A 25208-nucleotide genomic window follows, 5' to 3' on the forward strand; every position below is an offset into this window, starting at 1 on the left:
GCGTGTGGCTCAGGCGTTCTGCGGGAAGCCAAGGTTGATGCCGCCGTGGCTGGGATCCAGCCAGCGGGAGGTGACCGCCTTGCCGCGGGTGAAGAAACCGACGCCCTCGGTGCCGTGGGCGTGGGTATCCCCGAACAGCGAGTTCTTCCAGCCGCCGAACGAGTAGTAGGCCATGGGGACCGGCACCGGGACGTTGATGCCCACCATGCCCACCTCCACTTCGTTCTCGAAGCGGCGGGCCGCACCGCCGTCGTTCGTGAAAATGGCGGTGCCGTTGCCGTAGGGGTTGGCGTTGATCATCTCGAGCGCCTCGTCATAGCTGTCCACGCGGAGCACGGCCAGGACCGGGCCGAAGATCTCATCCTGGTAGATGGACATGTCCGGAGTGACGTGGTCGAACAGGGTGGGGCCCACGAAGAAGCCGTCACCGTCGGCGTCGGGCGCGATGTTGCGGCCGTCGACGACGAGCGTGGCACCCGCCGCTTCACCGGCGTCGACGTAGCCGGCAACCTTGTCACGGTGCTGGGAGGTGACCAGCGGACCCATGTCGCAGCCGCGCAGGCCGTCGCCGGTCCGGAGCCCCCGGGCCCGCTCGGCGATCTTGGCCACGAGCTCGTCGGCGATGTCGCCCACGGCCAGCAGCGCGGAGATGGCCATGCAGCGCTCACCGGCGGAACCGAAGCCGGCGTTGATGGCGGCGTCGGCGGCAAGGTCCAGATCGGCGTCGGGCAGCACGATCATGTGGTTCTTGGCGCCGCCGAGGGCCTGGACGCGCTTGCCGTTGGCGGTGGCGGTCTCGTAGACGTACTTGGCGATCGGCGTGGAGCCCACGAACGAGACGGCCTTGATATCCGGGTGGGTCAGCAGGGTGTCAACGGCAACCTTGTCGCCCTGGAGGACGTTAAAGACGCCGTCGGGCAGGCCGGCTTCCTTCCACAGCTCGGCCATCCAGTTGGCGGCCGTGGGGACCTTCTCGCTCGGCTTGATGATCACGGTGTTGCCGGCGGCGATGGCCAGCGGGAAGAACCACATCGGCACCATGGCGGGGAAGTTGAACGGGCTGATGATGGCAACCGGGCCGAGGGCCTGGCGGATGGAGTGGACGTCCACCTTGGTGGAGGCGTTTTCCGTGTAGCTGCCCTTGATGAGGTGCGGGATGCCGCAGGCGAATTCCACGACTTCCTGGCCGCGGGTGACTTCGCCCAGGGCGTCATCCAGAACCTTGCCGTGCTCCGAGGTGATGATGGCGGCGAGCTCGTCCTTGCGGGAGTTCAGCAGCTCGCGGAAGGAGAACAGGATCTGGGTGCGGCGGGCGAGGGAGGTGTCGCGCCAGGCCGGGAACGCGGCCTTGGCTGCGGCGACGGCGGCGTTGCTGTCCTCGACGCTGGCCAGGGCGACCTGTGCGGTGACCTTGCCCGTGGCGGGGTTGGTCACGGGGGCGGTGCGCTCCCCTGCCGGGACGTAGCTGCCGTTGATCCAGTGCTCGATGGTGTTCAAAGTTTCTCCTGATTTTTTCCGAAACGGGTTGGTTGCTGATGCGTTGGACCCAGTCTGTCCGCCCGGTTCCCGCGCCATAAGGGGCGGTATGTAAAAGAATCAGCATCAGCATTTACACTGTGTAAATGCTGCCAACTCTTCGCGCCATCCTTGATCTCGCGCTGCTCCGCGACGCCGCGCCGCAGATCCTGGGCGGCGCCGACGCCCTGGACACGCCCGTGCGCTGGGTGCACGTGAGCGAAATCCTGGACCTGACAGGCCTGCTCTCGGGTGGCGAACTCGTGTTGACCACTGGCATGGAGCTGGAAAAGGAACCCGGCCTCACGGCGTCGTTCATCCGCTCGCTGGAGCAGGCAGGCGCGGCGGGCCTCGTCGTGGAACTCGTCGGCCGGCGGGAACGCAGCCTGGACGCCTTGCGGGCAGCGGCCCGGACTTCCGCGCTGCCGGTCATCGTGCTGGAACACCGGGTCCGGTTCGTCCAAATCACGGAGATCGTGCACCGGATGATTGTGGCCGAACAGCTGGAACGGGTGGAGCGCGCCCGCGACGTCCACGAGGCCTTCACCGTGCTGAGCCTGGAAAGCGCCGGAACCCAGCAGGTGGTGGAGCAGGCGGCCACGATGATCGGCGCGCCCGTGGTCCTGGAGGACCTGCAGCACCTCGTGCTCGCCTACTCGGCGCGGCACCTGGCCACCACCGAACTGCTGGACGACTGGGAGCGGCGATCGCGGACCACGCCTGCGCCGTCCGAGACGGGCCGCACGGGGCCCGAGGCCTGGCTGCAGACGCCGGTCGGCGTCCAGCGGAACCTCTGGGGCCGGCTGGTGGTTCCGGTGCCGCTTGACGACGACGATGCGGCGGCCATGGTGCTGGAACGCGCCGCGCAGACACTGGCTATCAACCGGCTGGCGGAACGGGACCGGCGCGAGCTGAGCCACCAGGCGCAAGCCGGGCTCCTCAATGCCCTGCGTCAGCCCCGGGGTCTGGGAGAGGACGAGGCGCAGGCCAGGGCCGCTGCCTTGGGACTCAGGCGGGCGCCGTACTACCTGCCGATCGTGTTCCGGAGCCGCGCAACAGCCGCGGATCCCTCGCGGCAGGCGGCGTCCGGCGCTGATCCACTGGCCGGGCAACAGGAGGAGCGTGCACTGCTGGAGCAGCTCGCCCGGGTCCTCAAATCCGTGTCAGGCAGTGCCCTGACAGCGAGCATCCGGTCCGGGTCGGTCGGCATGATCCTGGCCATTCCTGCGAAGCAACTGGAGGATCCGACCCTGCAGCGCCTCGCCGATGCCCTCGCGGGCAGCGACATCCCACCCGGCCCACCCTCCGGCGGAGGTGTGTCCGGCGGAGGCCTGCACGGCGGGTCGCCGGGGGCGTCCTGGAGCATCGGCGTCGGGCACCTGAGGGGTTCCCTGCTCGAGGCGGCGGCGGGCATTGACGAAGCCTCCCACGTCGCCGAAACCGCGGCGACGCTGCGGGGCGACCGGAAGCCGTACTACCGGGCCACCGACGTCCGGCTTCGGGGGTTGCTGGCCCTGCTCCGCAAGGATCCGCGCGTGCAGCAGTTCGCGGAGTCAGAACTGGAGGGTGTCCTGCAAGCCGACGCCCGGGACGGCGGCGGGCACCTGGAGCTGCTGGGCCAGTACCTCGAGTCCGGCGGCAACAAAGCGGCCCTGGCCCGCACCGGCTACCTCAGCCGGCCGACGCTGTACGCACGGCTGGCCCGCCTTGAAGAGCTCCTCGGCGTGGACCTCGAGGACGCGGAATCCCGGACCTCGCTGCACGTCGCCCTTCTCCTGCACCGGCTCCGGGGCCTCTGACCGCGCGGATCCGCGCAGAATGCGAGCATTGACGAATGGCGAAGCCCTTTACCCTGACCCAGCTGCGGTATTTCGCGGTGGTGGCCGAGCTCGAAAACATGACGGCGGCGGCCGAGCGGTTGCTGGTGACCCAATCCACCCTGTCCACCGCGATGGCCCAGCTTGAAGCAAGTCTGTCCACCCAGCTGTTTGTCCGGCTCAGGACGCGCGGCCTGCGGCTGACACCCTCCGGCCGGCAGCTTGCCCAGGACATCAAGGTGCTGCTGGAGCACGCGGATTCGCTGTATGAGTCGGCGCGGGGGCTGGCGACCAGCCTGGTCGGCGAGCTCAAGGTGGGCGTCTTTTCCCCTTTGGCGCCGTTCCGGCTGCCGGCGATCCTGCAGACCTTCGAAGTCCAGCATCCGGGTGTTGCGGTCTCCTTCCTCGAAGCTGATCTTGCGAGCCTACAAGCGGCCCTTCTCGAGGGGCAGTGTGATGTGGCGCTGATGTATGACCTCGGCCTCGGCCGGGGCTTCACCCACACCGTGCTTGAACGGGTTCCGCCGCATGTGCTGGTCCATGCTGAACACCCTGCGGCGTCACGGCCCGGGCGGAGCATCGCGCTGAAGGATCTCGACGGCGAACCCTCGGTGGTGCTGGATCTCCCGCACAGCCGGGAATACTACGAGCAGCTGTACGCAATCGCCGGAGTGGTGCCCAACGTCCGGCACCGCTTTTCCGGGTATGAAACGGTCCGCTCGTTTGTCGCGAAGGGTCACGGCTACGCCGTGCTGAACCAGCGGCTGCACAGCGACCTGACGTATTCCGGCGGCAGGGTGGTGGCCCTGACCCTGACGGATGACTTCCCGCCGATCGAGGTGATGCTGGTCCGGCCGGAGGGCGTGCAACCCACCCGCAGGGCCCTCGCTTTTGAGGAGACGTGCATCCGCCTTTACGGCGCCGAACGGCACTAGCTGCGGGGACTCCGCTGGGCCGGCGGCACGTGTGGGCCCGCAAATCCGGAGCATTTGGCATCGATGAAATCTATCGGTTCGTCCAAAACAATCAATTGGACAGATGTGAACCGGATCACACACAGTTGGTGCAGTGCGGTGGTGCCGGCGAGAGCCCAGCGGCAAATCCCGCGCAATGACGGCCCTTGGCCGAATACCGAAGCGCGACAACCATGTTGATCAAAGGAGATTCAATGGTTCCGAATCACGGCCAAAGTGTCCGGAGCATGTCCGGTCAGTGGCATGCCGGCAACACTGCGGCAACAGCAGCAGATTTGATTTCCCAAGCCCGTAACGAACCAGGGGACACCGGAAACACGGCGCCCCTAGCGTGGTTGTCATGACGATCAACGGCACCAAGGATCAACCGGAGTCCGCTTCCCCGACCACCCAGGCCCAGACCACCCTGGCCCAGGATGCTTCCCGGTCCGGAACCCCCCGCATCACCAAAATGCAGAAGCGGGTCCTGGCCGGCGGCAGCATCGGGCAGTTCATCGAGTTCTACGACTTCACCCTCTACGGCCTCACCGCCGTCATCTTCTCGCAGATGTTCTTCCCGGGCAGCAACCCCGTCACCGCGATGCTGGCCACCTTCGCCACCTTCGGCGTCGCCTTCGTCGTGCGTCCCATCGGCGGCCTGTTCTTCGGTGCACTCGGCGACCGGATCGGCCGGCGCAAGGTCCTCACCATCACGCTCATCGCCATCGGCGGTGCGACCGCGCTGATGGGGCTGCTCCCGACCTACGGCCAGATCGGTGCCTGGGCACCCGTGCTGCTGGTCCTTTGCCGGCTCATCCAGGGCTTCTCGGCGGGCGGCGAATCCGTGGGGGCGCCGTCGTTCGTCTTCGAGCATGCCCCCGTCAAAAGCCGCGGGTTCTGGCTCAACATCACCATCGCCGCCACCGCACTGCCCTCGGTGGTTGCCGGTTCGATGATCCTCATCCTGAGCCAGTCCATGTCCAACGAAACCTTCATGGCGTGGGGCTGGCGCCTGCCGTTCCTGCTGGCCCTCCCGCTCGCCCTGTTCGGCGTCTGGATCCGCAGCCGGACGGTGGAAAGCGACGCGTTCAATGAGGCCAAGGCTGCCCGGACCAAGGAATTCAGCCCGGTCCGCGAAGCCTTCCGCGAAAACCGGCTCCGTATGGTCCAGGTCATCTTCGTCATGGGCCTCACCGCCATGGGCTTCTACTTCCTCTCGGCCTATTTCGTCTCCTATGTCCAGACCACGGGCCACCTGAGCCGTGAGCAGTCCCTCCTGGTCAACGCCGCCGCCCTCGCCCTCTACGCCGTCCTGCTTCCCCTTGGCGGCCGGCTGGGCGACCGATTCGGCCGCAAACCAATGCTCATTGCGGGTTCAGCCGCGCTGGCCCTGCTTTCGGTGCCGAGCTTCATGCTGGTGACCAGCGGAAGCCTCCCCCTCGCCCTCCTGGGCCAGTCCCTCTTCGTGGTGGCGCTCTGCATCTACGGCGGCGGCTGCTACACGTTCTTCGTCGAAATCTTCACCACCCGGACGCGCTTCACCTCGGCGGCAATCAGCTACAACGGCGCCTACGCCCTCTTCGGCGGCACCGCACCGTTCATCGGCACCGCCCTCGTCGGCGGCACCGGGGTGCCCCACGCGCCCGGCTTCTACATGGCCGCGGCTGCCGCCGTCGTGCTCCTCCTGGTGCTGTTCACCAAGGTTCCCGAGACGCGCGGCCGCATGGGCTAAGCCCGCCGCCCCACCCTCTCCACCGCAACATACAAAGGACTTCCCATGAACTCAGCAGCTTTCCTCGAAGACTTCCACCACGTGGCCACCATCGGCGCCACGCCCGACAACGGCGTCGACCGCCAGGCGGCAACCCCGGAGGACGCGCAGACCCGCCACTGGTTCGCCGGGTGGGTGCGCGACGCCGGATGGGAACTCCGGGTGGACGGGATCGGCAACATGTTCGGGCTGCTGGAGTGGACGCCGGGGGCGCCCTATGTGCTGATCGGATCCCACCTGGACAGCCAGCCGCTCGGCGGCCGGTTCGACGGCGCCTACGGTGTGGTTGCCGCCCTGCACGCGGCCCGGCGGCTGGACACCGAGGTTGCGGAGGGCGGGGCCGCGCCGCGCTTCAACCTGGCGGTGGTGAACTGGTTCAACGAGGAGGGCGGCCGGTTCGCCCCGAGCATCATGGGAAGTTCGGTGTTTGCGGGACTCCTCCCGCGCGAAAAGATGCTGGAGGTAACGGACCTGCACGGCATCACGGTCCGTGAGGCGCTGGACGGCATCGGGTACCTCGGCACGTGTGAGGGCCCCGAGGCCGCCGGCTACGCGGAGATCCACATCGAGCAGGGCCGGATCCTGGAACGCGAAGGGATCTCGATCGGCCTGGTGGACAGCAGCTGGTACACCCAGAAGCTGGACATCGAGGTGCTGGGCGAACAGTCGCACACGGGAGCGACGGCCATGGCCGACCGGCACGACGCCCTGGTTGCAGCGTCCAAGATCATCCTCATGGTCCACGACGTTACGAAGGATTTCGCCGACGAAGCCCTCGTCTCCTCCGTGGGGCAACTGACCTTGGAGCCGAACTCACCCATTGTGGTGGCCCGAAGGGTTCACCTCGTCGCGGACCTGCGCTCCGGCGATCCGGACATCGTCAAGGCGGCCCGCGCAAAACTCATCGGGGACATCGACGTGCTGGCGCGCGAGCACGACATCAAGGTCAACATCAAGGACTTCGACATCCGGCCCGTCCGCCGCTTCCCCGAAGCCGGCCTGGAACTCGCGGACAAAGCGGCGGCTGACCTGGGGCTTTCCTCGCGTCGGATCCAGACCATGGCCGGCCACGATTCCGTTGCCATGAACACCGTGGCGCCGTCCGTCATGCTCTTCATCCCCAGCGTGGACGGCGTCTCGCACTGCGAACGCGAATTCAGCACCGACGCCGACATGGTTGCCGGCGTGGACATGCTCACCGGTGTGGCCCGGGAGCTGGTTGCCGGTGCCCTGGCCGAAGCCTCCTCCCGGCCGGCGGCCGCGGCATGACCGAGCTGCACTACCTCGACGCAGCCACTGCGCTGCAGCTCTTCCGCTCCCGGGAACTCTCGCCCGTGGAGCTCATGGACGCAGTGATCGCCCGGACCGAGGACGTCAACGGGGGCATCAACGCCCTGACGGAAACCCTGTTCGAAGAGGCGCTGCCTGCTGCCCGGCAGGCAGCTGCCAGGTATGCCCGTGGCCGGGACCTGTCACCCCTGCTGGGACTTCCGGTAGCCGCAAAGGAAAAGCACGGGCTCAAGGGACGCACCCTTTCGCAGGGACTCGTGGCCCGCAAGGGGGAGCTGGCCCAGGCGGACCATCCCGTCGTCGACCGCATCCGGCGCGCCGGCGGAATCATCCACGCACGGACCACCACGCCCGAATACAGCTGTGCAACCGTCACCCACAGTCCTCTGTGGGGGGTCACGCGCAACCCCTGGGACCGGCAGTATTCCCCGGGCGGCTCCTCCGGCGGTTCCGGGGCGGCACTGGCCGCCGGGCTGGCGCCGCTCGCCACCGCCTCCGACATCGCCGGTTCGACCCGCCTGCCGGCGTCGTTCACCGGGACCGTCGGCTATAAGGCACCCTACGGAAGGATTCCCGGCCTGGCCCCGCTCTCCGCGGACCACTACCGCAGCGACGGCCCGATGGCACGGACGGTGGCGGACGCGGCCCTGCTGGCGAACATCATGGCGGGCCGTCATCCAGGCGACCACACCTCCCTCGCCGGGAGTCCGGCGCTGTCCGTCCCGCCGGCAGCCGACGCCGCCTCGTCAGTGGCCGGGCTGCGGATCGCGCTGTGCATCAGGCTGGGGAACTATCCCGTCGCCGCCGACATCGAGGCCAATACGCGCGCCGTGGCAGAAGCGCTGCGTGACGCCGGAGCCGTGGTGGAGGAGATCGAGCTGCCCTGGACCACCGAGCACATCGGCCGGACGATGTTCACCCATTTCGGCTACCTCTTGGGTCCGGCCATGGAGGACGAGACCGCAGAGTCTCCAGAGCTGCTGGCCCCCTACACTCGGCGGTTCATGGCGGACGCGCGGAAAGCCGCCGCGGAGAACCGCTTCATCGATGGCATCCGGGCGGAAACCCGCATCCAGGCCGAGCTTGCCGCGGCGATGTCCGGCTTCGACGCCCTGATCTGCCCCGCTTCGGCCGTCGCCGCGCTGGATGCGGACGGCATGTACCTCGACGGTATCGACGCAGCGGGTGGCGTGCGGCTCGACCACTACTGGCAGGGGCACATGACGGCACCCTTCAACATCACCAACCGCTGCCCCGTCCTTGCCGTGCCGAGCGGCATGGCCGGCTGCGGCATTCCCACGGGCGTGCAGATCGTGGGCCATCCCTTCGATGACGCCGCAGTCTTCACCGTGGGCGCCGCCGTGGAGGCGGTGCGGCCCTGGGCAGGGCGCCGTCCGGCCCTCCTGGTGAACAGCTAGCCGCCCGGCCCCCGGCCGGCACGTCCGTCCGCGTGGGAGGATGGAAACGTGGCTCATATTGACGTTTCCAGCATCGATTACTTCCTGTCCGACGGCACCCAGCTGCTCAACGGCGTGACCTTCAAGGTCCCGGACGGCACCAAAACGGCGCTGATCGGGCCCAATGGAACCGGCAAGACGACGCTGTTCCGGATCATCTCCGGCGACCTCGTCCCGGACGAAGGTGTGATCGGCCGCTCCGGAAACATGGGCATCATGCGCCAGTTCGTCGGCCAGGTCCGGGATGATTCCACGGTCCGTGACCTGCTGGTCTCGGCCGCGCCGCCGGCCCTGGCGGCCGCCGCCCGCGCCGTGGATGAGGCCGAGCTGGCCATGATGGAGCACGACGACGAGCCCACCCAGATGGCCTACGCCCAGGCGATCGTGGACTGGGGCGACGCCGGCGGCTACGACGTCGAGACCGTCTGGGACGAGGTCTGCATGGCCGCGCTGGGCCTGCCGTTTGACCGCGCGCAGCACCGCCCGGCGTCGAGCCTCTCCGGCGGTGAGCAGAAGCGGCTGGTGCTCGAGGCGCTCTTCGCCGGCCCGGACGAACTGCTGCTCCTCGACGAACCGGACAACTACCTCGACGTCCCGGGCAAGCGCTGGCTCGAGGCCAAGCTCAACGAGTCGAAGAAGACCGTGTTCTTCATCAGCCACGACCGGGAACTCCTGAACAACGCCGCCGGCCGGATCGTCACCCTGGAACCGGGCATCAACGGCGCCGGTGCCTGGGTCCACGGCGGCGGCTTCGGCTCCTACGTGGAGGCCCGCGCGGACCGGAATGCCCGGTTCGAGGAGCTCCGCAAGCGCTGGGACGAGGAGCACGTGAAGCTCAAGGAACTCGTCAACATGTACAAGAACAAGGCCGCGTTCCGCTCAGACATGGCCAACCGCTACCACGCCGCGCAGACCCGGCTGGCGAAGTTCCTGGAAGCCGGGCCGCCCGAGGCCCTGCCGATCGAGCAGAACGTGCACATGCGGCTCAAGGGCGGCCGGACCGCCAAACGCGCCATCGTGGCCGAAAAGCTGGAACTGACCGGGCTCATGCGGCCGTTCTCCACCGAGGTGTGGTTCGGCGACCGCGTCGGCGTCCTGGGCTCCAACGGATCCGGGAAGAGCCACTTCCTGCGCCTGCTCGCCACCGGCGGCACCGACCCGGAACGCGAACACCTGCCGGTGTCCGACGTCGAGATCGCGGAGGTGCCGCACGAGGGCACCGTGAAACTCGGCGCCCGGATCCGGCCCGGCTTCTTCGCCCAGACCCACGTCCGGCCCGACCTGCTGGGCAAGACCCTGCTGGAAATCCTGCACCGGGGCGACGAACACCGCTCCGGGATGGGCCGCGAAGCCGCGGCCGGGGCGCTGGACGGCTATGGGCTGGCCGCGCAGTCGGAGCAGAAGTACGAATCCCTCTCCGGCGGCCAGCAGGCGCGGTTCCAGATCCTGCTGCTGCAGCTGTCCGGTGCCACCCTGCTGCTGCTGGACGAGCCCACCGACAACCTGGACCTGCACTCCGCCGAGGCCCTGGAACGGGCGATCGACCACTTCGAGGGCACCGTCCTCGCCGTCACGCACGACCGCTGGTTCGCCCGGACCTTCGACCGCTTCCTGGTCTTCGGCTCCGACGGCAAGGTCTACGAGTCCGCCGAACCCGTCTGGGACGAAAAACGCGTCGAACGCGCCCGGTAGGACACCACCCTCCCTCAGGTCCTGCGGGTTTTTCCGGACCCTCCCTCAGGTCCTGCAGGTTTTTTCCGGACCCTCCCTCAGGTCCTGCGAGGATCCCCCGAACCCTCCCTCACCTCTCGTGAGGGAGCGTCCAGTGTTTCAGGACGGGAGGTGAGGGAGCGTCGGGGGTTTTGACGCGGAAGGTGAGGGAGCGTTGAGTCACTTGTATGTCTGGCGCTTGCTCTCCGTGCCGTCCTGCGCTTAGCTGATCCATTCGCCCCCGCGGGACGGGCGAGGCCCGTCGCTAGAGTGGTGGCATGACTTCGATCCCTGCCGCAGCCCGCACGGCGCAGCTGAAGGCCGCGGCCGCGGCGACGTTCCTGATCTTTGGGATCAACGGGCTCGTGTTCGCGAGTTGGGCCGCCCGCATCCCGGCGGTGACCGAGATCCTGCACATCACGTCCGGACAGATGGGAACGCTGCTGCTGTGCCTGGCGGCCGGTTCGCTGATCGCCCTGCCGACGGCGGGTGCCGTGGTCGGCAGGATCGGGACGGCCAACACCGTTCGCGCTGCCGGACTCCTGGCTGCTGCCGCCGGCGTGGGTGTCGCGCTGTCCCTGGCTGCCGCAGCCGTTCCGGGCACCGCGATCTCGCTGTTTTTCTTCGGCATCGGCATCGGGCTGTGGGATGTATCGCAGAACATTGAAGGGGCCGACGTCGAGCACAAGCTGGGCCGCACGATCATGCCGCAGTTCCACGCCGCCTTCAGTGGCGGCGCCTTCGTCGGCGCCCTGATCGGCGCCGGGCTGTCCAACATCGGCGTCGGGCTTCCGGCTCACCTGCTGGTGATCGTTGCCGTCGTGGCGGCGGCAACCCTGCTGGCGCCGAAGTACTTCCTCGAGCATGTTCCGGCGGCCGAACCGCTGGCCGGGGAAGCCAAGCCCCGGGCCGCGAGTGCCTGGCGGGATGGCCGCACCCTGCTGATCGGCGTCGTGGTCCTCGGCGCCACGCTCACCGAAGGCGCGGGAAACGACTGGATCGCCAAGGCCGCCGTGGACGGGCTCGGCGCCACCGAGTCCACCGGCGCCCTGCTGTTTGCCGCGTTTGTCCTGGCCATGACCGCCATGCGCTTCTTCGGCGGCCGGGCCATCGATGCATACGGCCGGGTGGCCGTGCTCCGGGCCAGCATGGCCGCGGCGGCCCTGGGGCTGGGACTCTTCGTGTTTGCCGGCGATATCTGGCTCGCCACGGCCGGCGCCGCGCTGTGGGGCACCGGGGCGGCCCTCGCGTTCCCGGTCGGAATGTCCGCGGCTGCGGATGATCCCAAGCACGCCGCCGCCCGGGTCTCGGTGGTGTCCACCCTGGGCTACATCGCCTTCCTCGCCGGACCTCCGTTGCTGGGCTACCTGGGCGACGTGACCGGCATCAGGATGGCCCTGCTGGCGATCGGGATCCCGATTCTGGGTGCACTTCTGCTCGCCGGCGCCGCGAAGCCCCTGCGCGCCAGGTGAGCAGTAGGGTGGTCAGATGCGAAGCACACTGAGGAAAGCGCCGGGGCGGCTGGCGAGGTTCGACCGGAAACTGGTGAGGGCCGTGTCTGCCTTCCCGGGCGGCGGCCATGACGAGGTCTTCCGGCAGCTTTCCGCAGCGGCGAACAAGGGAAAACTGTGGTTCGGCATCGCCGCCGTGATGGCACTGTTTCCCGGCACGACCCGGCGCGCCGCCCTCCACGGCCTGCTGGCGCAGGGCGTTGCGTCCGGCATCACCAACCTGGGTTTCAAGACACTGCTGCCGCGGGCCCGGCCGCTTCCCGAGCATCTTCCGGCGTTCCGGTTTGTCCACCCCCAGCCCACCAGTTCCTCCATGCCCTCGGGCCACTCCGCCTCGGCCGTGGCCTTCGCACTCGGTGTGGGACTGGTCCGCCCGGCGCTCGGCGCCGCACTGGCCCCCGTCGCGGCCGGAGTGGCTTACTCCCGGGTCCACACGGGAGCGCACTGGCCATCGGATGTCCTCTTCGGCTCGGCCATCGGCGCTGGAGCAGCCCTGGCCGCGAGGAAGTGGTGGCCGGTCCGGCCACCCTTCCCGGAGACCCGTCGCACACCGGTGAAAGCCGCGGAACTGCCCCAGGGGCGTGGCCTCGGGATCGCCGTGAACACGCTCGGGGGCTCCTATTCCACGGAGACCGCCGCCGCCCTCCAGAATGTATTCCCGGAGGCGTACATAAAGGAAATCGGCCAGAACGAGGACGTCGCCGCAGAAATCACAGCGGTGGCCAGCCGCCCCGGGATCGTGGCGCTGGGCATCTGGGGCGGCGACGGAACGATCGGCACGGCGGCCGCGGTCGCCGTCGAACGTTCCCTTCCGCTGCTGGTACTGCCTGGCGGAACTCTTAATCACTTTGCCCGGGACGCCGGTACGCCGGCACTGGAGGACGCCGTCAAAGCAGCCACCCGGGGCGAGGCCGCAGCGGCCGACGTCGGCCAGGTGGCCGTGGAGCGCGGGCTTTCGGACAGCCCAGAGCGGCTGCAGCTCAGCATGCTGAACACGGCCAGCATCGGGCTCTACCCCAACCTGGTCCGCCGCCGGGAACATCTGCAGCCGGCGCTGGGGAAGCCCCTCGCCGGTGTCGTCGCCATGTTCCGGACCTTCGCCGCGGGGACCCCGACCACGCTGATCGTGAACGGGGTGCGGCACAAGCTCTGGATCCTCTACATCGGCCGCGGCCGGTACTACCCCCGCGACCACGCCCCGATCGTGCGGCCAGTGCTGGACGACGGCGTCTTCGACCTGCGGATGATCACCGCCGACGAGTCGTTCGCGCGGCTGCGCCTGCTGTGGGCGGTGCTGACGGGAACCGTGGCCTCGTCCCGGATCACGCATCTGAGCGAAAGCAGCCGGATCCGGGTCGAAGCGGCGGACACGAACTTGGTAATGGCGGTCGACGGCGAAGTCATGCCGGCCGTCCGTGCCGTCGAATTCACGGTGCAGCCGGCCGCGCTGACGTACTACTCGCCCGCGCCCTGAGCTGCTCTCCCGAAGCGGGACGCGCCCCTGAGCGCCTCTCCCGCAGGCTGCCGTCATCCTCCCGGACTACCCTGATTGGACTCTGAATCATCCCTGAGACCGGCGAAATCCGGTGTCCTCGTCGGTAGCGTGGGGTGTGCACCCGGACCTGGAATGAACGCCCGGTCCTGACAACCCCCGCTACCAAAGGAACGCTTCCATGATCGAAGCACGAGGCCTGACCAAGGTTTACGGCGAAAAGACCGCCGTCGCCGGTGTCAATTTCACTGTCGAAGCCGGCCGGGTCACCGGCTTCCTGGGCCCCAACGGGGCCGGTAAATCCACCACCATGCGCATGATCATGGGACTGGACCGGCCGACGTCGGGCACCGTCACCGTCAACGGCGCCCCGTTCGCCCGTCACGCCGCGCCGCTGCGCGATGTCGGCGCATTGCTCGACGCCAAAGCCGTGCACACCAGCCGCTCGGCCTACAACCACCTCCTCGCGATGGCCGCCACGCACAGCATCGCCAGGAAGCGCGTGCACGAAGTCATCGAGATGACTGGGCTGGCCGACGTCGCCAAGAAGAAGGTCAAGGGCTTCTCGCTCGGCATGGGCCAGCGGCTCGGCATCGCCGCGGCGCTGCTCGGCGATCCGCAGACCATCATCCTGGACGAGCCCGTCAACGGCCTCGACCCGGAAGGCGTCCTCTGGGTCCGGAACCTGGTCAGGTACCTGGCCTCGGAGGGCCGCACCGTGTTCCTCTCCAGCCACCTGATGAGCGAAATGGCCGTCACCGCCGACCACCTGATCGTGATCGGCCGCGGCCGGATCATCGCCGACGCCCCGATCCAGGACATCATCAACGGCAAGGGCCAGAGCCGCACCCGGGTCCGCACCGACCAGCCGGAGCAGCTGATGCACCTGCTGGCCGGCACCGGCATCTCCGTGGAGCTGAAGGAAACCGAACTGCTGGAGGTCACGGGCCTTGACCCGCGGCAGATCGCCCGGGCCGCGCTCGAAAGCCACGTCATCATCTACGAACTCACCCCGCTCCAGGCCAGCCTCGAGGAGGCCTACATGGAACTGACCAAGGATGAGGTCGAATACCACTCGCTGATCACCACGGGCGCACCCGCCCCCGTCCCGTCCGGAGGCAACTAAGCCATGAGCTCAACCACCCTCGAACCCACTCCCGCGCGCCGCGGAGCCCACGCCGGAACCGGCGACACCCCGGCCGGCAAGCTGTCCGGCAACGGCACCAGCACCGGTCCCGGCCCGTCCTTCCTCCGGGTACTGAACTCCGAATTCATCAAGTTCCGCACCCTGCTGTCCACCCTGATCCTGCTCGGCTCCACCGTCCTCGTGGTGGTGGGCTTCGGCGCCCTCTCCGCGTGGGGCACCGGACAGTTCGCCCAGGCCGCATCGACGGACCCGCAGGCGGCCGCAGCGTTCGCCGCCCAGGGCGGGGATCTCGCCATCGGAGTCCCCACCTCCGGCATCGCCTTCGCCCAGCTGATCCTGGGCTCGCTGGGCGTGCTGCTGATGAGCTCGGAGTTCACCACCGGCATGGCCCGCTCCACCTTCGCGGCCGTGCCACGGCGGACACCCGCATTTGCCGCCAAGCTGCTCGTGGTCATGGTGACCGCCTTCGTCCTGACCGCCGTCTCCGTGTTCCTGGCCGGCCTGGTGTCCCTGCCGATCCTGGGCAACTACGACCTCAAGCTGGACCTCGGCAGCTCCCATTCGGTCAAGCTCCTGCTGGTCAACAGCCTCTACATCGCAGCCGTGGCCGCGATCGGCCTGTCCCTCGGTGCCCTCATCCGCAACTCCGCCGGCGGCATCATGAGCCTGGTGGGACTGTTCTTCGTGGCCCCGATCGCGTTCCAGCTGATCCCCAGCGACTTCTTCGTGGAGGCCCGGAAGTACCTCCCCGGCAACACCGTGGAGCCGCTGACCGCCGTGGAGCACCTCCCGGACACCCTCGAAGCCTGGCAGGCCGCCCTGGTGCTGGGCGCCTGGGTGGTCACCCCGGTGGTGCTCGCCGCGGTTCTGCTGAAGAAACGCGACGTCTAGGCCGGCCATCAGGCCCACGGTCAGGCGCACCGTCTAGGCTCAGAGCATGACCGATGCAGTACCCGTGAAGGACGCGCCGGCCGGCCAGGCTGACGCGTCCTTCGCCGAAATCACCGCCCGCCGGCGCGGCCGGCTCCGGCGTTACCTGTTCCAGCACCCCCGCATCATGGACGCCGTCGTGGTGCTGTGCTACCTGGTCCTCGTCACGCCCACCGCGGTGGAATCCGTGGCCGACGGCGTCTGGCCGGCCGCCGTGCTTCTCGCGGCGACGGCCGCGGCCCTGGTCTTCCGGCGGGCCCACCCGGTGCCAGTGGTGGTGGCGGTGGCGGTGCTGGAGGTGGCGGTCACCCTGCTGCACCCGTGGGGCTCCAACGTCTCCGCCGGCCTGTGGTTCTCGCTGTACTCGGTGGCCGTCGTCCGGAGCCGTCGCTTCGCCTTCATCACTCTGGCCGCGGCCACGGCCCCGCTGGCGCTCCTGTACTTCTTCATGGCGGTGGGCCCGCTGGACGGCCGCCTCCCGGACACGGCCCGCAGCACGCCGGAGAACTTCCAGCTCGTCATGAGCATCGCGGCCGGGGTCAGCATCACACTGTCCAACGTCATTGCGACCGGAATCGGCATCTCGGTCCGGCAGCGGCGCGAGCACGAGCACGAGATCGCCGCCTGGGCCGCGCGGACCGCACGGCTCGGTTCCGTCAACGAGCGCAACCGCATCGCCCGGGAAATGCACGACGTGGTGGCGCATTCGCTGACGGTCATGATCAGTCTCTCGGACGGGGCCGCCGTCGTGGTCCGGAAGGACCCGGAGCGGGCCGCCGACGTCCTCGGCGAACTGTCCCGCACGGGGCGCCACGCGCTGGCGGACATGCGGCGCGTGCTCGGGGTGTTGCGCGACGACTCGGCCGCGGGAAAGGCTCCGCGCGAACCGCTCGTGGCCGGTGACAACCTGGCCAAGCTGCTGGAGGGATTCCGGACCGCCGGCCTCCCGCTGCACTACACCCACACCGGCCCGTCGCTGCCGGAGGACGCGGCGTTCCAGCTGACCGTGTACCGGATTGTGCAGGAATCGCTGACCAATGTGCTGCGCTACGGCCGCTCGCTGGGACGCGTGGAGGTGGATATTGTGCGCGACGGCGGCACCGTCAGCATTGACGTGCTCGACGACGGGAAAGGCACCGTGGAGTCCGGCGGGTTCGTGGGCACGGGACAGGGCCTGGCCGGGATGCGGGAACGGGCCCGCATCTACGCGGGCAGTGTGGAGGCCGGGCGCACCCTCGACGGCGGCTGGCGCGTGCACGCCGTCCTGGACTGCAACGGCGGCAACGGGAATTGACACAAAGGAAAATGATGAGCGAAGCCGCACCGATCCGCATCCTGCTGGTCGATGACCAGCCGCTCCTCCGGATGGGCTTCCGCCTGATCCTGGAGGGCGAGGATGACCTGTGCATCGTGGGCGAGGCATCCGACGGCGCCGAGGGGGTGCGCCAGGTCCGGGAGCTCAGCCCCGACGTCGTGCTGATGGACGTGCGGATGCCGGTGCTGGACGGGATCGAGGCGACGCGGGCCGTCACGGCGTCCGGGTCCTGCGCGAAAATCATCATCCTGACCACCTTCGACCTGGACGAGTACGCCTTCGCGGGCCTCCAGGCCGGGGCTTCTGCGTTCCTGCTCAAGGACGTGGCCCCGGCCGAACTGATCAGCGCCGTCCGGGTGGTGGCCAGCGGCGACGCCGTGGTGGCACCGCGGATCACCCAGCGGCTCCTCGAGACCTACGTCCGGGGCGCCGGCCCGGTCCCGGGCAACCAGGCCGCTCCCGCCGCCGTCGCGCGCCCGGCGAGGGACCCGCTGCTGGAGGACCTGACCCCGCGCGAGACCGAAATGCTCGGCGCGATGGCCGAGGGCCTCTCCAACGCCGAGATCGCGCACCGCTACTTCCTCTCCGAGGCGACGGTCAAGACGCATGTGCGGCGGATCCTCACTAAACTCCACCTCCGCGACCGGGTGCAGGCCGTGGTCTACGCCTATGAAACCGGCCTGGTGGTGCCGAGCAACCCGGATTACTGACGCCAGGAGCCTGAAACAGTGGTTTCAGGCACATTCCGGATTTGCCTGTGAGGCAACTTTAATTGCCTGGTGCGCCTCCATGTTGGAGTCCCGCCCGGTCTGGCCCGGCGTCAGCTGTGGGATTGCACAGAACAGACGGGGGACGGCCCGGTCTAGGGTGAAGCGACACTGTGGTCCGTCGCACATCATGCCAGGCATCGCCGGCAAGGGGGCACGGGCCGACACCCCCACGAAGGACGTCGCTTAATGCAGGCTGACCAGCAACTCTCGAAATCCCTTAAACCCAGGCATCTGTCCATGATCGCCATCGCCGGCGTGATCGGCGCCGGACTCTTTGTGGGTTCCGGCGCCGCCATCCAGCAGGCCGGTCCCGGCATCCTCCTTGCCTACACGGCGGCGGGCCTCGTCGTCATCCTTGTCATGCGCATGCTCGGCGAAATGGCCGCGGCCAACCCGGAAACCGGCTCCTTCTCGACCTACGCGGACAAGGCCCTGGGCCGCTGGGCGGGCTTCAGCATCGGCTGGCTTTATGCCTGGTTCTGGATCATCGTGCTCGGCATCGAGGCCACGGCAGGGGCGGCCATCATGCACCGCTGGGTGCCGGGCATCGACCAGTGGGTCTGGGCCCTCATCCTGATGGTGCTGCTCACGCTCACCAACCTGGGGTCCGTGAAGTCCTATGGCGAGTTCGAATTCTGGTTCGCCTCCATCAAGATTGCCGCGATCGCGCTGTTCCTGCTCTTCGGCGCCGCGGCGATCCTCGGCCTGGTCCCCGGTGTCCCCGCCCCGGGACTGAGCAACCTGATCGAAAACGGCGGGTTCCTGCCCAACGGTCCGGGGGCTGTCCTGGCGGGCATCCTGGTGGTGGTGTTCTCCTTCTTCGGCGCCGAAATCGCCACCATTGCCGCCGGTGAATCCGAGAACCCGGTCGATGCCGTGAAGAAGGCCGTGAAGTCCACCGTCTGGCGCATCCTGGTGTTCTACATCGGCTCCATCGCCATCGTGGTCACCCTGCTGCCCTGGAACTCCGCCTCCGTGGCCAAGAGCCCCTATGTCGCCGTGATCGAGCTCTTCGGCATCCCCGGTGCCGGCACCATCATGGACATCGTGGTTCTCACCTCCGTGCTGTCCTGCCTGAACTCCGGCCTGTACACGGCCAGCCGCATGCTGTTCTCGCTCTCCCGCCGCGGCGACGCCCCCAAGTCCTGGATGCGCATCTCCAAGCGCGGCGTCCCGGCCGCCGCGGTCCTGGCCTCCACGGTGGTCGGCTTCATCACCGTAGGCCTGAACTACATCGCCCCGGACACTGTGTTCCTCTTTCTGGTCAACACGTCCGGCGCCATCGCACTGTTCGTCTGGCTCGTCATTGCCGGCTCGCAGCTGATCCTTCGCCGCCGGATGGGCGCCGCTGCCAAGGACCTCCAGCTGAAGATGTGGCTCTTCCCGCACCTGACCTGGGTGGCCATCGTAAGCATCGTCGCCCTGCTGATCGGCATGGTGATCCTGGAATCGACCCGGGAGTCGCTGCTGCTCTCGCTCGCCCTCGCGGCTGTCGTCGTCGGGATTGGCCTCTGGCGATACCGGCCGGCCGGCGGGAAGTCCGCCGTCCACCCCGGCGAGGAAGTGGCCGCAGAGGAAACCGGCGTCGGCGCCGGCACGGGGTCGTAGGCGCCCGGCCCCACCGCCCCCCCGGGACATGCCCAGCCCTAGCGCCCAGGGATGGACATAGCGCCAATATGTCCACTCCCCGCAGCCAGGGGAGGGCATGTCCGGGGCGCACCGGGGGACATGTCCGGTCCTTGGCGCGTGGGGAGGGCATGTCCGGTGGCGGGGTCCTCGATCATCAGACACCTCAAGCACCGGGCACAGCGCCCTCACAGCGAGGCCCTAGCCACGGCATAGCGGGCCGGGGTTCTATGGATCCATGGACACACTGCCCCAGCCCCCGCACGAGCCGCACCCCGATCACGACCGCGGCCTGGAATTCGACCTCTCCACCCTGCTGAGCCGCCGCTCGCTGGGCATGTTCCTCGGGGCCGGCACGGCGGCCGCCGCCCTCGCGGCCTGCACCCCGGGCGGGTCTGCCGGATCCGGAAGCACGACGTCGGCGTCCCCGGCACCGACTCCGGCCGCCGCCGGCAGCGCCGGCACAGCCAGCACGGCGCCGTCGGCCTCCGCCTCGCCCACCCTGACACGGGCGATCGCCGAATGCGGCGTCGAAATCCCGCAGGAAACAGCCGGACCGTTCCCCGGTGACGGCTCCAACGGCCCCAACGCGCTGTCGGCCTCCGGCGTCGTCCGCCAGGACATCACCTCCAGCTTCGGAGCCTCGAGCACCACGGCCGACGGCGTGCCCCTGACCGTCACGCTCACCCTGCTGGATAACTCCAATGGCTGCACGCCGCTGGCCGGTGCCGCGGTCTACGCCTGGCACTGCGACAAGGACGGCAGGTACTCCATGTACGATTCCGGCCTCAAGAACGAGAATTATCTCCGCGGCGTCCAGGAGGCCGACGCGAACGGCCAGGTGACTTTCAAGACCGTCTACCCGGGCGCCTACAGCGGCCGCTGGCCGCACATCCACTTTGAAGTCTTCGAGTCCATGAGCAACGCGACGGCGGCGGGGCAGGTCCTCGCCGTCTCGCAGATCGCGCTGACCGAGGCGGCCTGCAGGGACGTCTATGCCTCCGCCGGCTACGAGACCAGCGCGGCGAACTTCCCGCGCACCACGCTGAAATCGGACAACGTCTTCGGCAACGACGGCGGCATCTACCAGCTGGCCACGATGGCCGGCTCGGTGTCCGCGGGCTACACGGCCGGACTCAATGTCACGGTATAGCTAGACTCGGTGCCATGCCTTCACACCCCAGTGCCGCGGCCCACATCCAGGACCTCGGCGCCTACGTCACCGCCTCGCCCTCCAGCTTCCATGCCGTCCACGAGGCCGCCCGCCGGCTGGACGAGGCGGGCTTCACCCCCCTGGACGAACTGCAGCCCTGGGACGGCGCCGCAGTCAAGACCGGCAAGCATTACATGGTCCGGGACGGTGCCCTCATCGCCTGGGTGGTGCCTGGGACGGCCGGCCCCACCGCCGGCTTCAACATCCTGGGCGCTCACACCGATTCGCCGTCGTTCAAACTCAAGCCCAAACCCACCACCGGCAAGTTCGGCTGGCTGCAGGCCGGCGTCGAGGTCTACGGCGGACCCCTGCTCAACTCCTGGCTGGACCGCGAACTGCAGCTTGCCGGACGCCTCGTGATGCTCGACGGCACCCAGCACCTCACCGCCACCGGACCGCTGCTGCGCTTCCCCCAGCTGGCCATCCACCTGGACCGCTCCGTGAACGAGGGCCTGGCCCTGGACAAGCAGCAGCACATGAACCCCGTTTACGGCCTCGGCGAGCCCGCGGACGGGGACCTCCTGGCACTGCTCGCCGGGCGCGTAAAGGGCAAGAACGTCGATCCGGCGCAGATCGGCGGCTACGACGTCGTCATTGCGGACACGCAGGCGCCCGCCGTCTTCGGGGCGAAGGGCGAGTTCTTCGCCTCCGGCCGGCTGGACAACCTCTCCGCGACGCATGCCGGCCTCGAGGCACTGATCGCGCACGCCAAGGGTCCGCTGCCGGAAGGCACACCGATCGCCGTCCTGGCCGCCTTCGACCACGAGGAAATCGGCTCCGCCTCCCGTTCCGGTGCGTGCGGGCCTGTCCTCGGGGACGTCCTGGTGCGCATCTCCGAGGGGCTGGGCGCCTCGGCGAGCCAGCGGCGGCAGGCTCTGGCAAGGTCGTTCTGCGTCTCGGCCGACGCCGGGCACGCCGTGCACCCCAACTACCCCGAGCGGCACGATCCGGCGAACCGGCCGGCCCTCAACGGCGGCCCGCTGCTCAAGATCAACGCCAACCAGCGCTACGCCACGGACGGCCCCGGCGCCGCCCTCTGGGCACGGCTCTGCACCGACGCCGGCATCCCGTACCAGGAGTTCGTCTCCAACAACGTGATGCCCTGCGGCTCCACGATCGGCCCGCTGACGGCCACCCGGCTCGGGATCAGGACGGTCGACGTCGGCGTGCCCCTGCTCTCGATGCACTCCGCCCGTGAGCTCTGCGGCGTCGAAGACCCCTACCGGCTGGCGAGGGTGACGGAGCTGTTCTTCCGCACGGCGGCGTAGGCCTTCCGGGCTGGTGCCGGGCCAGCCGGCCACGGTCCCCGGTCCCAAAGCCTTCCGTCCGGACTATGCGGCGAGACCGACCACGAGGTTGATGGTGGCAGCCAGGATGACTGTCCCGAAAACGTACGACAGCAGGCTGTGCTTGAGGGCCTCGGCCCTGATGCCATGGTTCTGCAGGGCGGTGTCCGAGACCTGGTAGGTCATGCCGAGGCTTGTGGCCAGGTAGGCGAAATCGGTGTACTGCGGCGGCCGGCTCTGGTTGAAGTCGATGCCGCCCACCTCGGAGCCGGCTTTCCGGCCCGTGCGGTAGTACAGCTGGGCGTAGCGCAGCGTGAATAGCGTCTGGACCAGCATCCAGGACAACGCCACCGAGGCCAGGGCCAGCAGTCCGCCGCCGAGCCGGGACGGAGTGTCGGCAGTGTTGTGGGAGTCCACCACCACGGCTGCCGCCGCCGCCAGGCTGGCGACGTTTGCGGCCAGGATCAGCAGGTCGGTGGTGCCGCGGGACGGATCCTCGGCCGTGGCGTGGGACCGTGTCTCCGCGGGATCCAGCCGCCCGACCACCAGCCAGACCCAGACCACGTACGTCAGCGCGGCGGCGCTCCAGCCGATTGCCGGAGCCTGCACCCAGCGCCCCGCCAGGCCGGCGGCCGTCCCGGCAAGCAGTCCGGCCAGCAGCATGACGACGAAGCGCAGCCGGCTGCGCCGGATGGTGCGGGCGGCGCGGGACGGGGATCCGGTGTTCATTCCCTGATCATGGCATGCCGGCGGCGTCCACCCCGCCTGCGTCCACCCCGTCTGCGTCCACCCCGTCTGCGTCTTCCCCGAACGGGGCGGTTGTCCACATGGCCGCCGGCGCTCTTCCGCCGCCTGCTGCGCGGCCTTATGGTGGGGACACGGAATCGCGAAATCTGGCCCGGATGCACTAAGCTATTGAAGTCTGTGCTGCGACCTGCCTCCGTTCCGGGGGTGTTGCGAGGCACATGGCACCGCAAATGAACCTCCTGTTACGGAAATGCCGTAACCGCTTAGCCCAAAGGAGGTGGGTTCACATATGCGTCCTTATGAATTGATGGTAATCATCGACCCCGAGGTCGAAGAGCGTACCGTTGAGCCAACGCTTCAGAAGTTCCTGAGTGTCATCACCAACGATGGTGGAACCATCGAAAAGGTTGACATCTGGGGCCGTCGTCGCCTGGCTTACGAGATCCAGAAGAAGTCTGAAGGTATCTACGCCGTGGTGAACTTCACCGCCGAGCCGGCTACCGCCAAGGAACTTGACCGCCAGCTGAGTCTCAATGAGACCATCATGCGCACCAAGATCACCCGCCCCGAAGTACAGAAGGTTGTTGCTGAGTAATTTCAGCTCCCGATTTTCACTCTTCATCCCCGCAGGAACGAACAAGGAGGCAGTAGATGGCAGGCGAAACCACTATTACGGTCATCGGTAATCTCACCAATGACCCCGAACTGAGGTTCACACCGTCAGGTTCGGCAGTAGCGAATTTCACCATCGCTTCTACGCCCCGCACCTTCGACCGCCAGTCCAATGAGTGGAAGGACGGGGAAACCCTGTTCCTCCGCGCGTCGGTATGGCGCGAAGCAGCCGAAAACGTCGCCGAATCCCTGACAAAGGGCATGCGCGTGATCGTTTCCGGTCGCCTGAAGAGCCGTTCCTACGAAACAAAAGAAGGCGAGAAGCGCACCGTCATCGAGCTTGACGTCGACGAAATCGGCCCGAGCCTGCGCTACGCCAACGCCAAGGTCAACCGCACCCAGCGCTCCGGCGGTGGGGGTGCCGGCAACGGTGCCCAGGGCGGCTTCGGCGGCGGCAACAGCGGTGGCGGCTCTGGTGCAAGCCAGGGCGGCAACTCCGGCGGAACCTGGGGCGGCAACCAGCCCGCGCAGCAGGATGACCCCTGGGCCACGCCCGGTGTCAGCAATGCGGGCGGAACCTGGGGCAACGGCCCGGATTCCGAACCTCCCTTCTAAACAACATCTAAGGTTCGACGACGGAACCCGCCGGAACGCCGCAAGGCGGACGGGTGCAGACCGACGTCGGATCACCACCATCCCGTGGATCAATATCCACGGGCTCCATCGAATAGGAGCTCCACGATGGCTAAGGCTGAACTCCGTAAGCCCAAACCAAAGTCCAACCCCTTGAAGGCCGCTGACATCACTGTCATCGACTACAAGGACGTAGCATTGCTGCGCAAGTTCATTTCCGACCGCGGAAAGATCCGCGCCCGTCGCGTCACTGGCGTCACGGTGCAGGAACAGCGCAAGATCGCCCAGGCAATCAAGAACGCCCGCGAAGTTGCTCTGCTGCCTTACTCCGGCGCTGGCCGCGGCTAAGGAAGGGATTAACTAACATGGCAAAGCTCATTCTGACCCACGAAGTAACCGGTCTCGGTGCTGCTGGCGATGTTGTCGAGGTCAAGGACGGTTACGCGCGTAACTACCTGCTGCCCCGCAACTTCGCCCTGACCTGGTCCAAGGGCGGCGAGAAGCAGGTTGAGTCCATCAAGACTGCCCGCGCTGCCCGCGAGCACGCTTCCCTGGAAGACGCTCAGAAGCAGGCTGCTGCACTCTCCGCCAAGCCGGTCAAGCTCGTCGTCAAGGCTGGCGAGACCGGACGCCTGTTCGGCACCGTCAAGCAGGGCGACGTAGCCGATGCTGTTGAGGCCGCTGGCCTTGGCAAGATCGACAAGCGCAAGGTTGAACTGCCGGCACACATCAAGTCGGTTGGTTCCTACCAGGCCAACGTCCGTCTGCACGCCGACGTTGCCGCTGTGATCGAACTCGACGTAGTGGCAGGCAAGTAGCCCTTACCGGCTATGCAGTCCTGAACTGTTGGAAGGCCCCCGCCTTCGGATTCCTCTAGGAACCGGAAACGGGGGCCTTCTGCCGTTAACTCCAACGCGGGGTCAGCCCTGGTGCAACAGGGTGGTCACGTGCCCGTAGCCGACGCGGACCAGCTCGGTCAGCACGGCCTCGTCGACGTCGTCGAGCTTGTTGACGTACAGGCAGCCCGCGCCGGTCCTGTGCTTGCCAAGCCTGCCCAGCAGTTGGGCGGAGTCCGGGCCGTATGTGAGGCCGTAGAGCGAGAGGCTTGCCTTCCGGGTGGAGAAGCCGACCGCCGGCGCGTCCCCCTCCCGGCCGCTTTCGTACCTGTAGTGGTACCGGCCGAACCCCACTATGGTCGGCCCCCACATCTGCGCCTGCTGGCCCGTGGCCCCGGTCATGAGGTCCAGGAGCCGGTATCCGTCCTGGCGGCGGACCGGATGCTCCACGGCGGCCAGGAAGTCCTCCACGGAGGCCCCGGTGGCCTGAGTCTTGTTTTCAGTCATGTGGGCAGTGTGCCAGACGGCCGCGTCCCTGTCAGCCACTCGATGGGGAATAAACGGCGCGGCCTGCTGC

Annotated in this window: 22 protein-coding genes; 19 read left to right on the forward strand and 3 right to left on the reverse strand. The window is 68.0% G+C overall.

The features are described 5' to 3' along the window. Window positions 1-9: 9 nt before the first annotated feature. Window positions 10-1497 carry a CoA-acylating methylmalonate-semialdehyde dehydrogenase gene (locus ABIB26_RS01615; protein WP_354238948.1) on the reverse strand — a complete coding sequence of 496 codons (1488 nt, stop codon included), beginning with the start codon at window positions 1495-1497 and terminating at the stop codon, window positions 10-12. Between the two features lie 125 nt (window positions 1498-1622). On the opposite strand from ABIB26_RS01615, the gene ABIB26_RS01620 reads away from it, so the two are divergent. The 15 genes from ABIB26_RS01620 to ABIB26_RS01690 all read left to right on the forward strand — a co-directional run bounded on the left by ABIB26_RS01620 (window position 1623) and on the right by ABIB26_RS01690 (window position 21785). Further along, the gene (locus tag ABIB26_RS01620) at window positions 1623-3314 is read left to right on the forward strand and encodes a PucR family transcriptional regulator (protein WP_354238950.1); all 1692 of its coding nucleotides are present in this window, start codon (window positions 1623-1625) and stop codon (window positions 3312-3314) included. Window positions 3315-3349: 35 nt separating this feature from the next. Further along, a complete protein-coding gene (locus ABIB26_RS01625; protein ID WP_354238952.1) occupies window positions 3350-4267 on the forward strand; it encodes a LysR family transcriptional regulator in 918 nt (305 codons plus the stop codon). A 379-nt stretch (window positions 4268-4646) separates the two neighbouring features. Continuing rightward, window positions 4647-6017, forward strand: coding sequence for an MFS transporter (locus ABIB26_RS01630; RefSeq protein WP_354238953.1), 1371 nt, complete (start codon window positions 4647-4649; stop codon window positions 6015-6017). Window positions 6018-6062: 45 nt separating this feature from the next. Next, window positions 6063-7325, forward strand: coding sequence for a M20 family metallo-hydrolase (locus ABIB26_RS01635; protein ID WP_354238955.1), 1263 nt, complete (start codon window positions 6063-6065; stop codon window positions 7323-7325). Then, a complete protein-coding gene (locus tag ABIB26_RS01640) occupies window positions 7322-8764 on the forward strand; it encodes an amidase (protein WP_354238957.1) in 1443 nt (480 codons plus the stop codon). Before ABIB26_RS01635 ends, ABIB26_RS01640 begins: the two co-directional genes overlap by 4 nt. Before the next feature lie 48 nt (window positions 8765-8812). Continuing rightward, window positions 8813-10495 carry an ABC-F family ATP-binding cassette domain-containing protein gene (locus ABIB26_RS01645; protein ID WP_354238959.1) on the forward strand — a complete coding sequence of 561 codons (1683 nt, stop codon included), beginning with the start codon at window positions 8813-8815 and terminating at the stop codon, window positions 10493-10495. Window positions 10496-10791: 296 nt separating this feature from the next. Next, window positions 10792-11985 (forward strand): MFS transporter, encoded by a 1194-nt coding sequence (locus ABIB26_RS01650; RefSeq protein WP_354238961.1) that lies wholly within the window; start codon window positions 10792-10794, stop codon window positions 11983-11985. A gap of 16 nt (window positions 11986-12001) precedes the next feature. Next, window positions 12002-13498, forward strand: coding sequence for a bifunctional phosphatase PAP2/diacylglycerol kinase family protein (locus ABIB26_RS01655; protein ID WP_354238963.1), 1497 nt, complete (start codon window positions 12002-12004; stop codon window positions 13496-13498). 199 nt (window positions 13499-13697) lie between these two features. Beyond that, window positions 13698-14642 carry an ABC transporter ATP-binding protein gene (locus tag ABIB26_RS01660; RefSeq protein WP_354238965.1) on the forward strand — a complete coding sequence of 315 codons (945 nt, stop codon included), beginning with the start codon at window positions 13698-13700 and terminating at the stop codon, window positions 14640-14642. A 3-nt stretch (window positions 14643-14645) separates the two neighbouring features. After that, the gene (locus tag ABIB26_RS01665) at window positions 14646-15554 is read left to right on the forward strand and encodes an ABC transporter permease (RefSeq protein WP_354238966.1); all 909 of its coding nucleotides are present in this window, start codon (window positions 14646-14648) and stop codon (window positions 15552-15554) included. A gap of 46 nt (window positions 15555-15600) precedes the next feature. Further along, complete coding sequence (locus tag ABIB26_RS01670) at window positions 15601-16887, forward strand: sensor histidine kinase (RefSeq protein WP_354238968.1); 1287 nt, start codon at window positions 15601-15603, stop codon at window positions 16885-16887. A 14-nt stretch (window positions 16888-16901) separates the two neighbouring features. Continuing rightward, window positions 16902-17618, forward strand: coding sequence for a response regulator (locus tag ABIB26_RS01675; protein ID WP_354238970.1), 717 nt, complete (start codon window positions 16902-16904; stop codon window positions 17616-17618). 246 nt (window positions 17619-17864) lie between these two features. Further along, the gene (locus tag ABIB26_RS01680; RefSeq protein WP_354238972.1) at window positions 17865-19286 is read left to right on the forward strand and encodes an amino acid permease; all 1422 of its coding nucleotides are present in this window, start codon (window positions 17865-17867) and stop codon (window positions 19284-19286) included. A gap of 256 nt (window positions 19287-19542) precedes the next feature. After that, on the forward strand, window positions 19543-20457 hold the full coding sequence (locus tag ABIB26_RS01685; protein ID WP_354238974.1) for an intradiol ring-cleavage dioxygenase: 915 nt from the start codon (window positions 19543-19545) through the stop codon (window positions 20455-20457). Window positions 20458-20471: 14 nt separating this feature from the next. Then, window positions 20472-21785, forward strand: coding sequence for a M18 family aminopeptidase (locus ABIB26_RS01690; RefSeq protein ID WP_354238976.1), 1314 nt, complete (start codon window positions 20472-20474; stop codon window positions 21783-21785). Between the two features lie 63 nt (window positions 21786-21848). On the opposite strand, the gene ABIB26_RS01695 is transcribed toward ABIB26_RS01690, so the two are convergent. Continuing rightward, entirely contained in the window at window positions 21849-22532 is a 684-nt protein-coding gene (locus ABIB26_RS01695) for a DUF1345 domain-containing protein (RefSeq protein ID WP_354238978.1), read from the reverse strand. Between the two features lie 307 nt (window positions 22533-22839). Between ABIB26_RS01695 and rpsF the strand changes: the two genes are divergently transcribed. The 4 genes from rpsF (at window position 22840) to rplI (ending at window position 24613) form a co-directional block, all read left to right on the forward strand. Continuing rightward, window positions 22840-23145: a 30S ribosomal protein S6 gene (gene rpsF, locus ABIB26_RS01700; RefSeq protein WP_232084085.1), complete on the forward strand. Its 306-nt coding sequence runs from the start codon at window positions 22840-22842 to the stop codon at window positions 23143-23145. 56 nt (window positions 23146-23201) lie between these two features. Next, complete coding sequence (locus tag ABIB26_RS01705; protein WP_354238980.1) at window positions 23202-23777, forward strand: single-stranded DNA-binding protein; 576 nt, start codon at window positions 23202-23204, stop codon at window positions 23775-23777. A gap of 126 nt (window positions 23778-23903) precedes the next feature. After that, the gene (rpsR, locus tag ABIB26_RS01710) at window positions 23904-24143 is read left to right on the forward strand and encodes a 30S ribosomal protein S18 (RefSeq protein WP_003800144.1); all 240 of its coding nucleotides are present in this window, start codon (window positions 23904-23906) and stop codon (window positions 24141-24143) included. 17 nt (window positions 24144-24160) lie between these two features. Then, entirely contained in the window at window positions 24161-24613 is a 453-nt protein-coding gene (rplI, locus tag ABIB26_RS01715; protein WP_354238982.1) for a 50S ribosomal protein L9, read from the forward strand. A 102-nt stretch (window positions 24614-24715) separates the two neighbouring features. Here rplI and ABIB26_RS01720 read toward each other — a convergent pair whose 3' ends face one another. Then, window positions 24716-25138, reverse strand: a complete 423-nt coding sequence (locus tag ABIB26_RS01720; RefSeq protein ID WP_354238984.1) for a DUF1801 domain-containing protein — start codon at window positions 25136-25138, stop codon at window positions 24716-24718. Between the last annotated feature and the right edge of the window lie 70 nt (window positions 25139-25208).

It is taken from the genome of Arthrobacter sp. UYEF20 (assembly GCF_040546335.1).
Classification (GTDB): domain Bacteria; phylum Actinomycetota; class Actinomycetes; order Actinomycetales; family Micrococcaceae; genus Arthrobacter.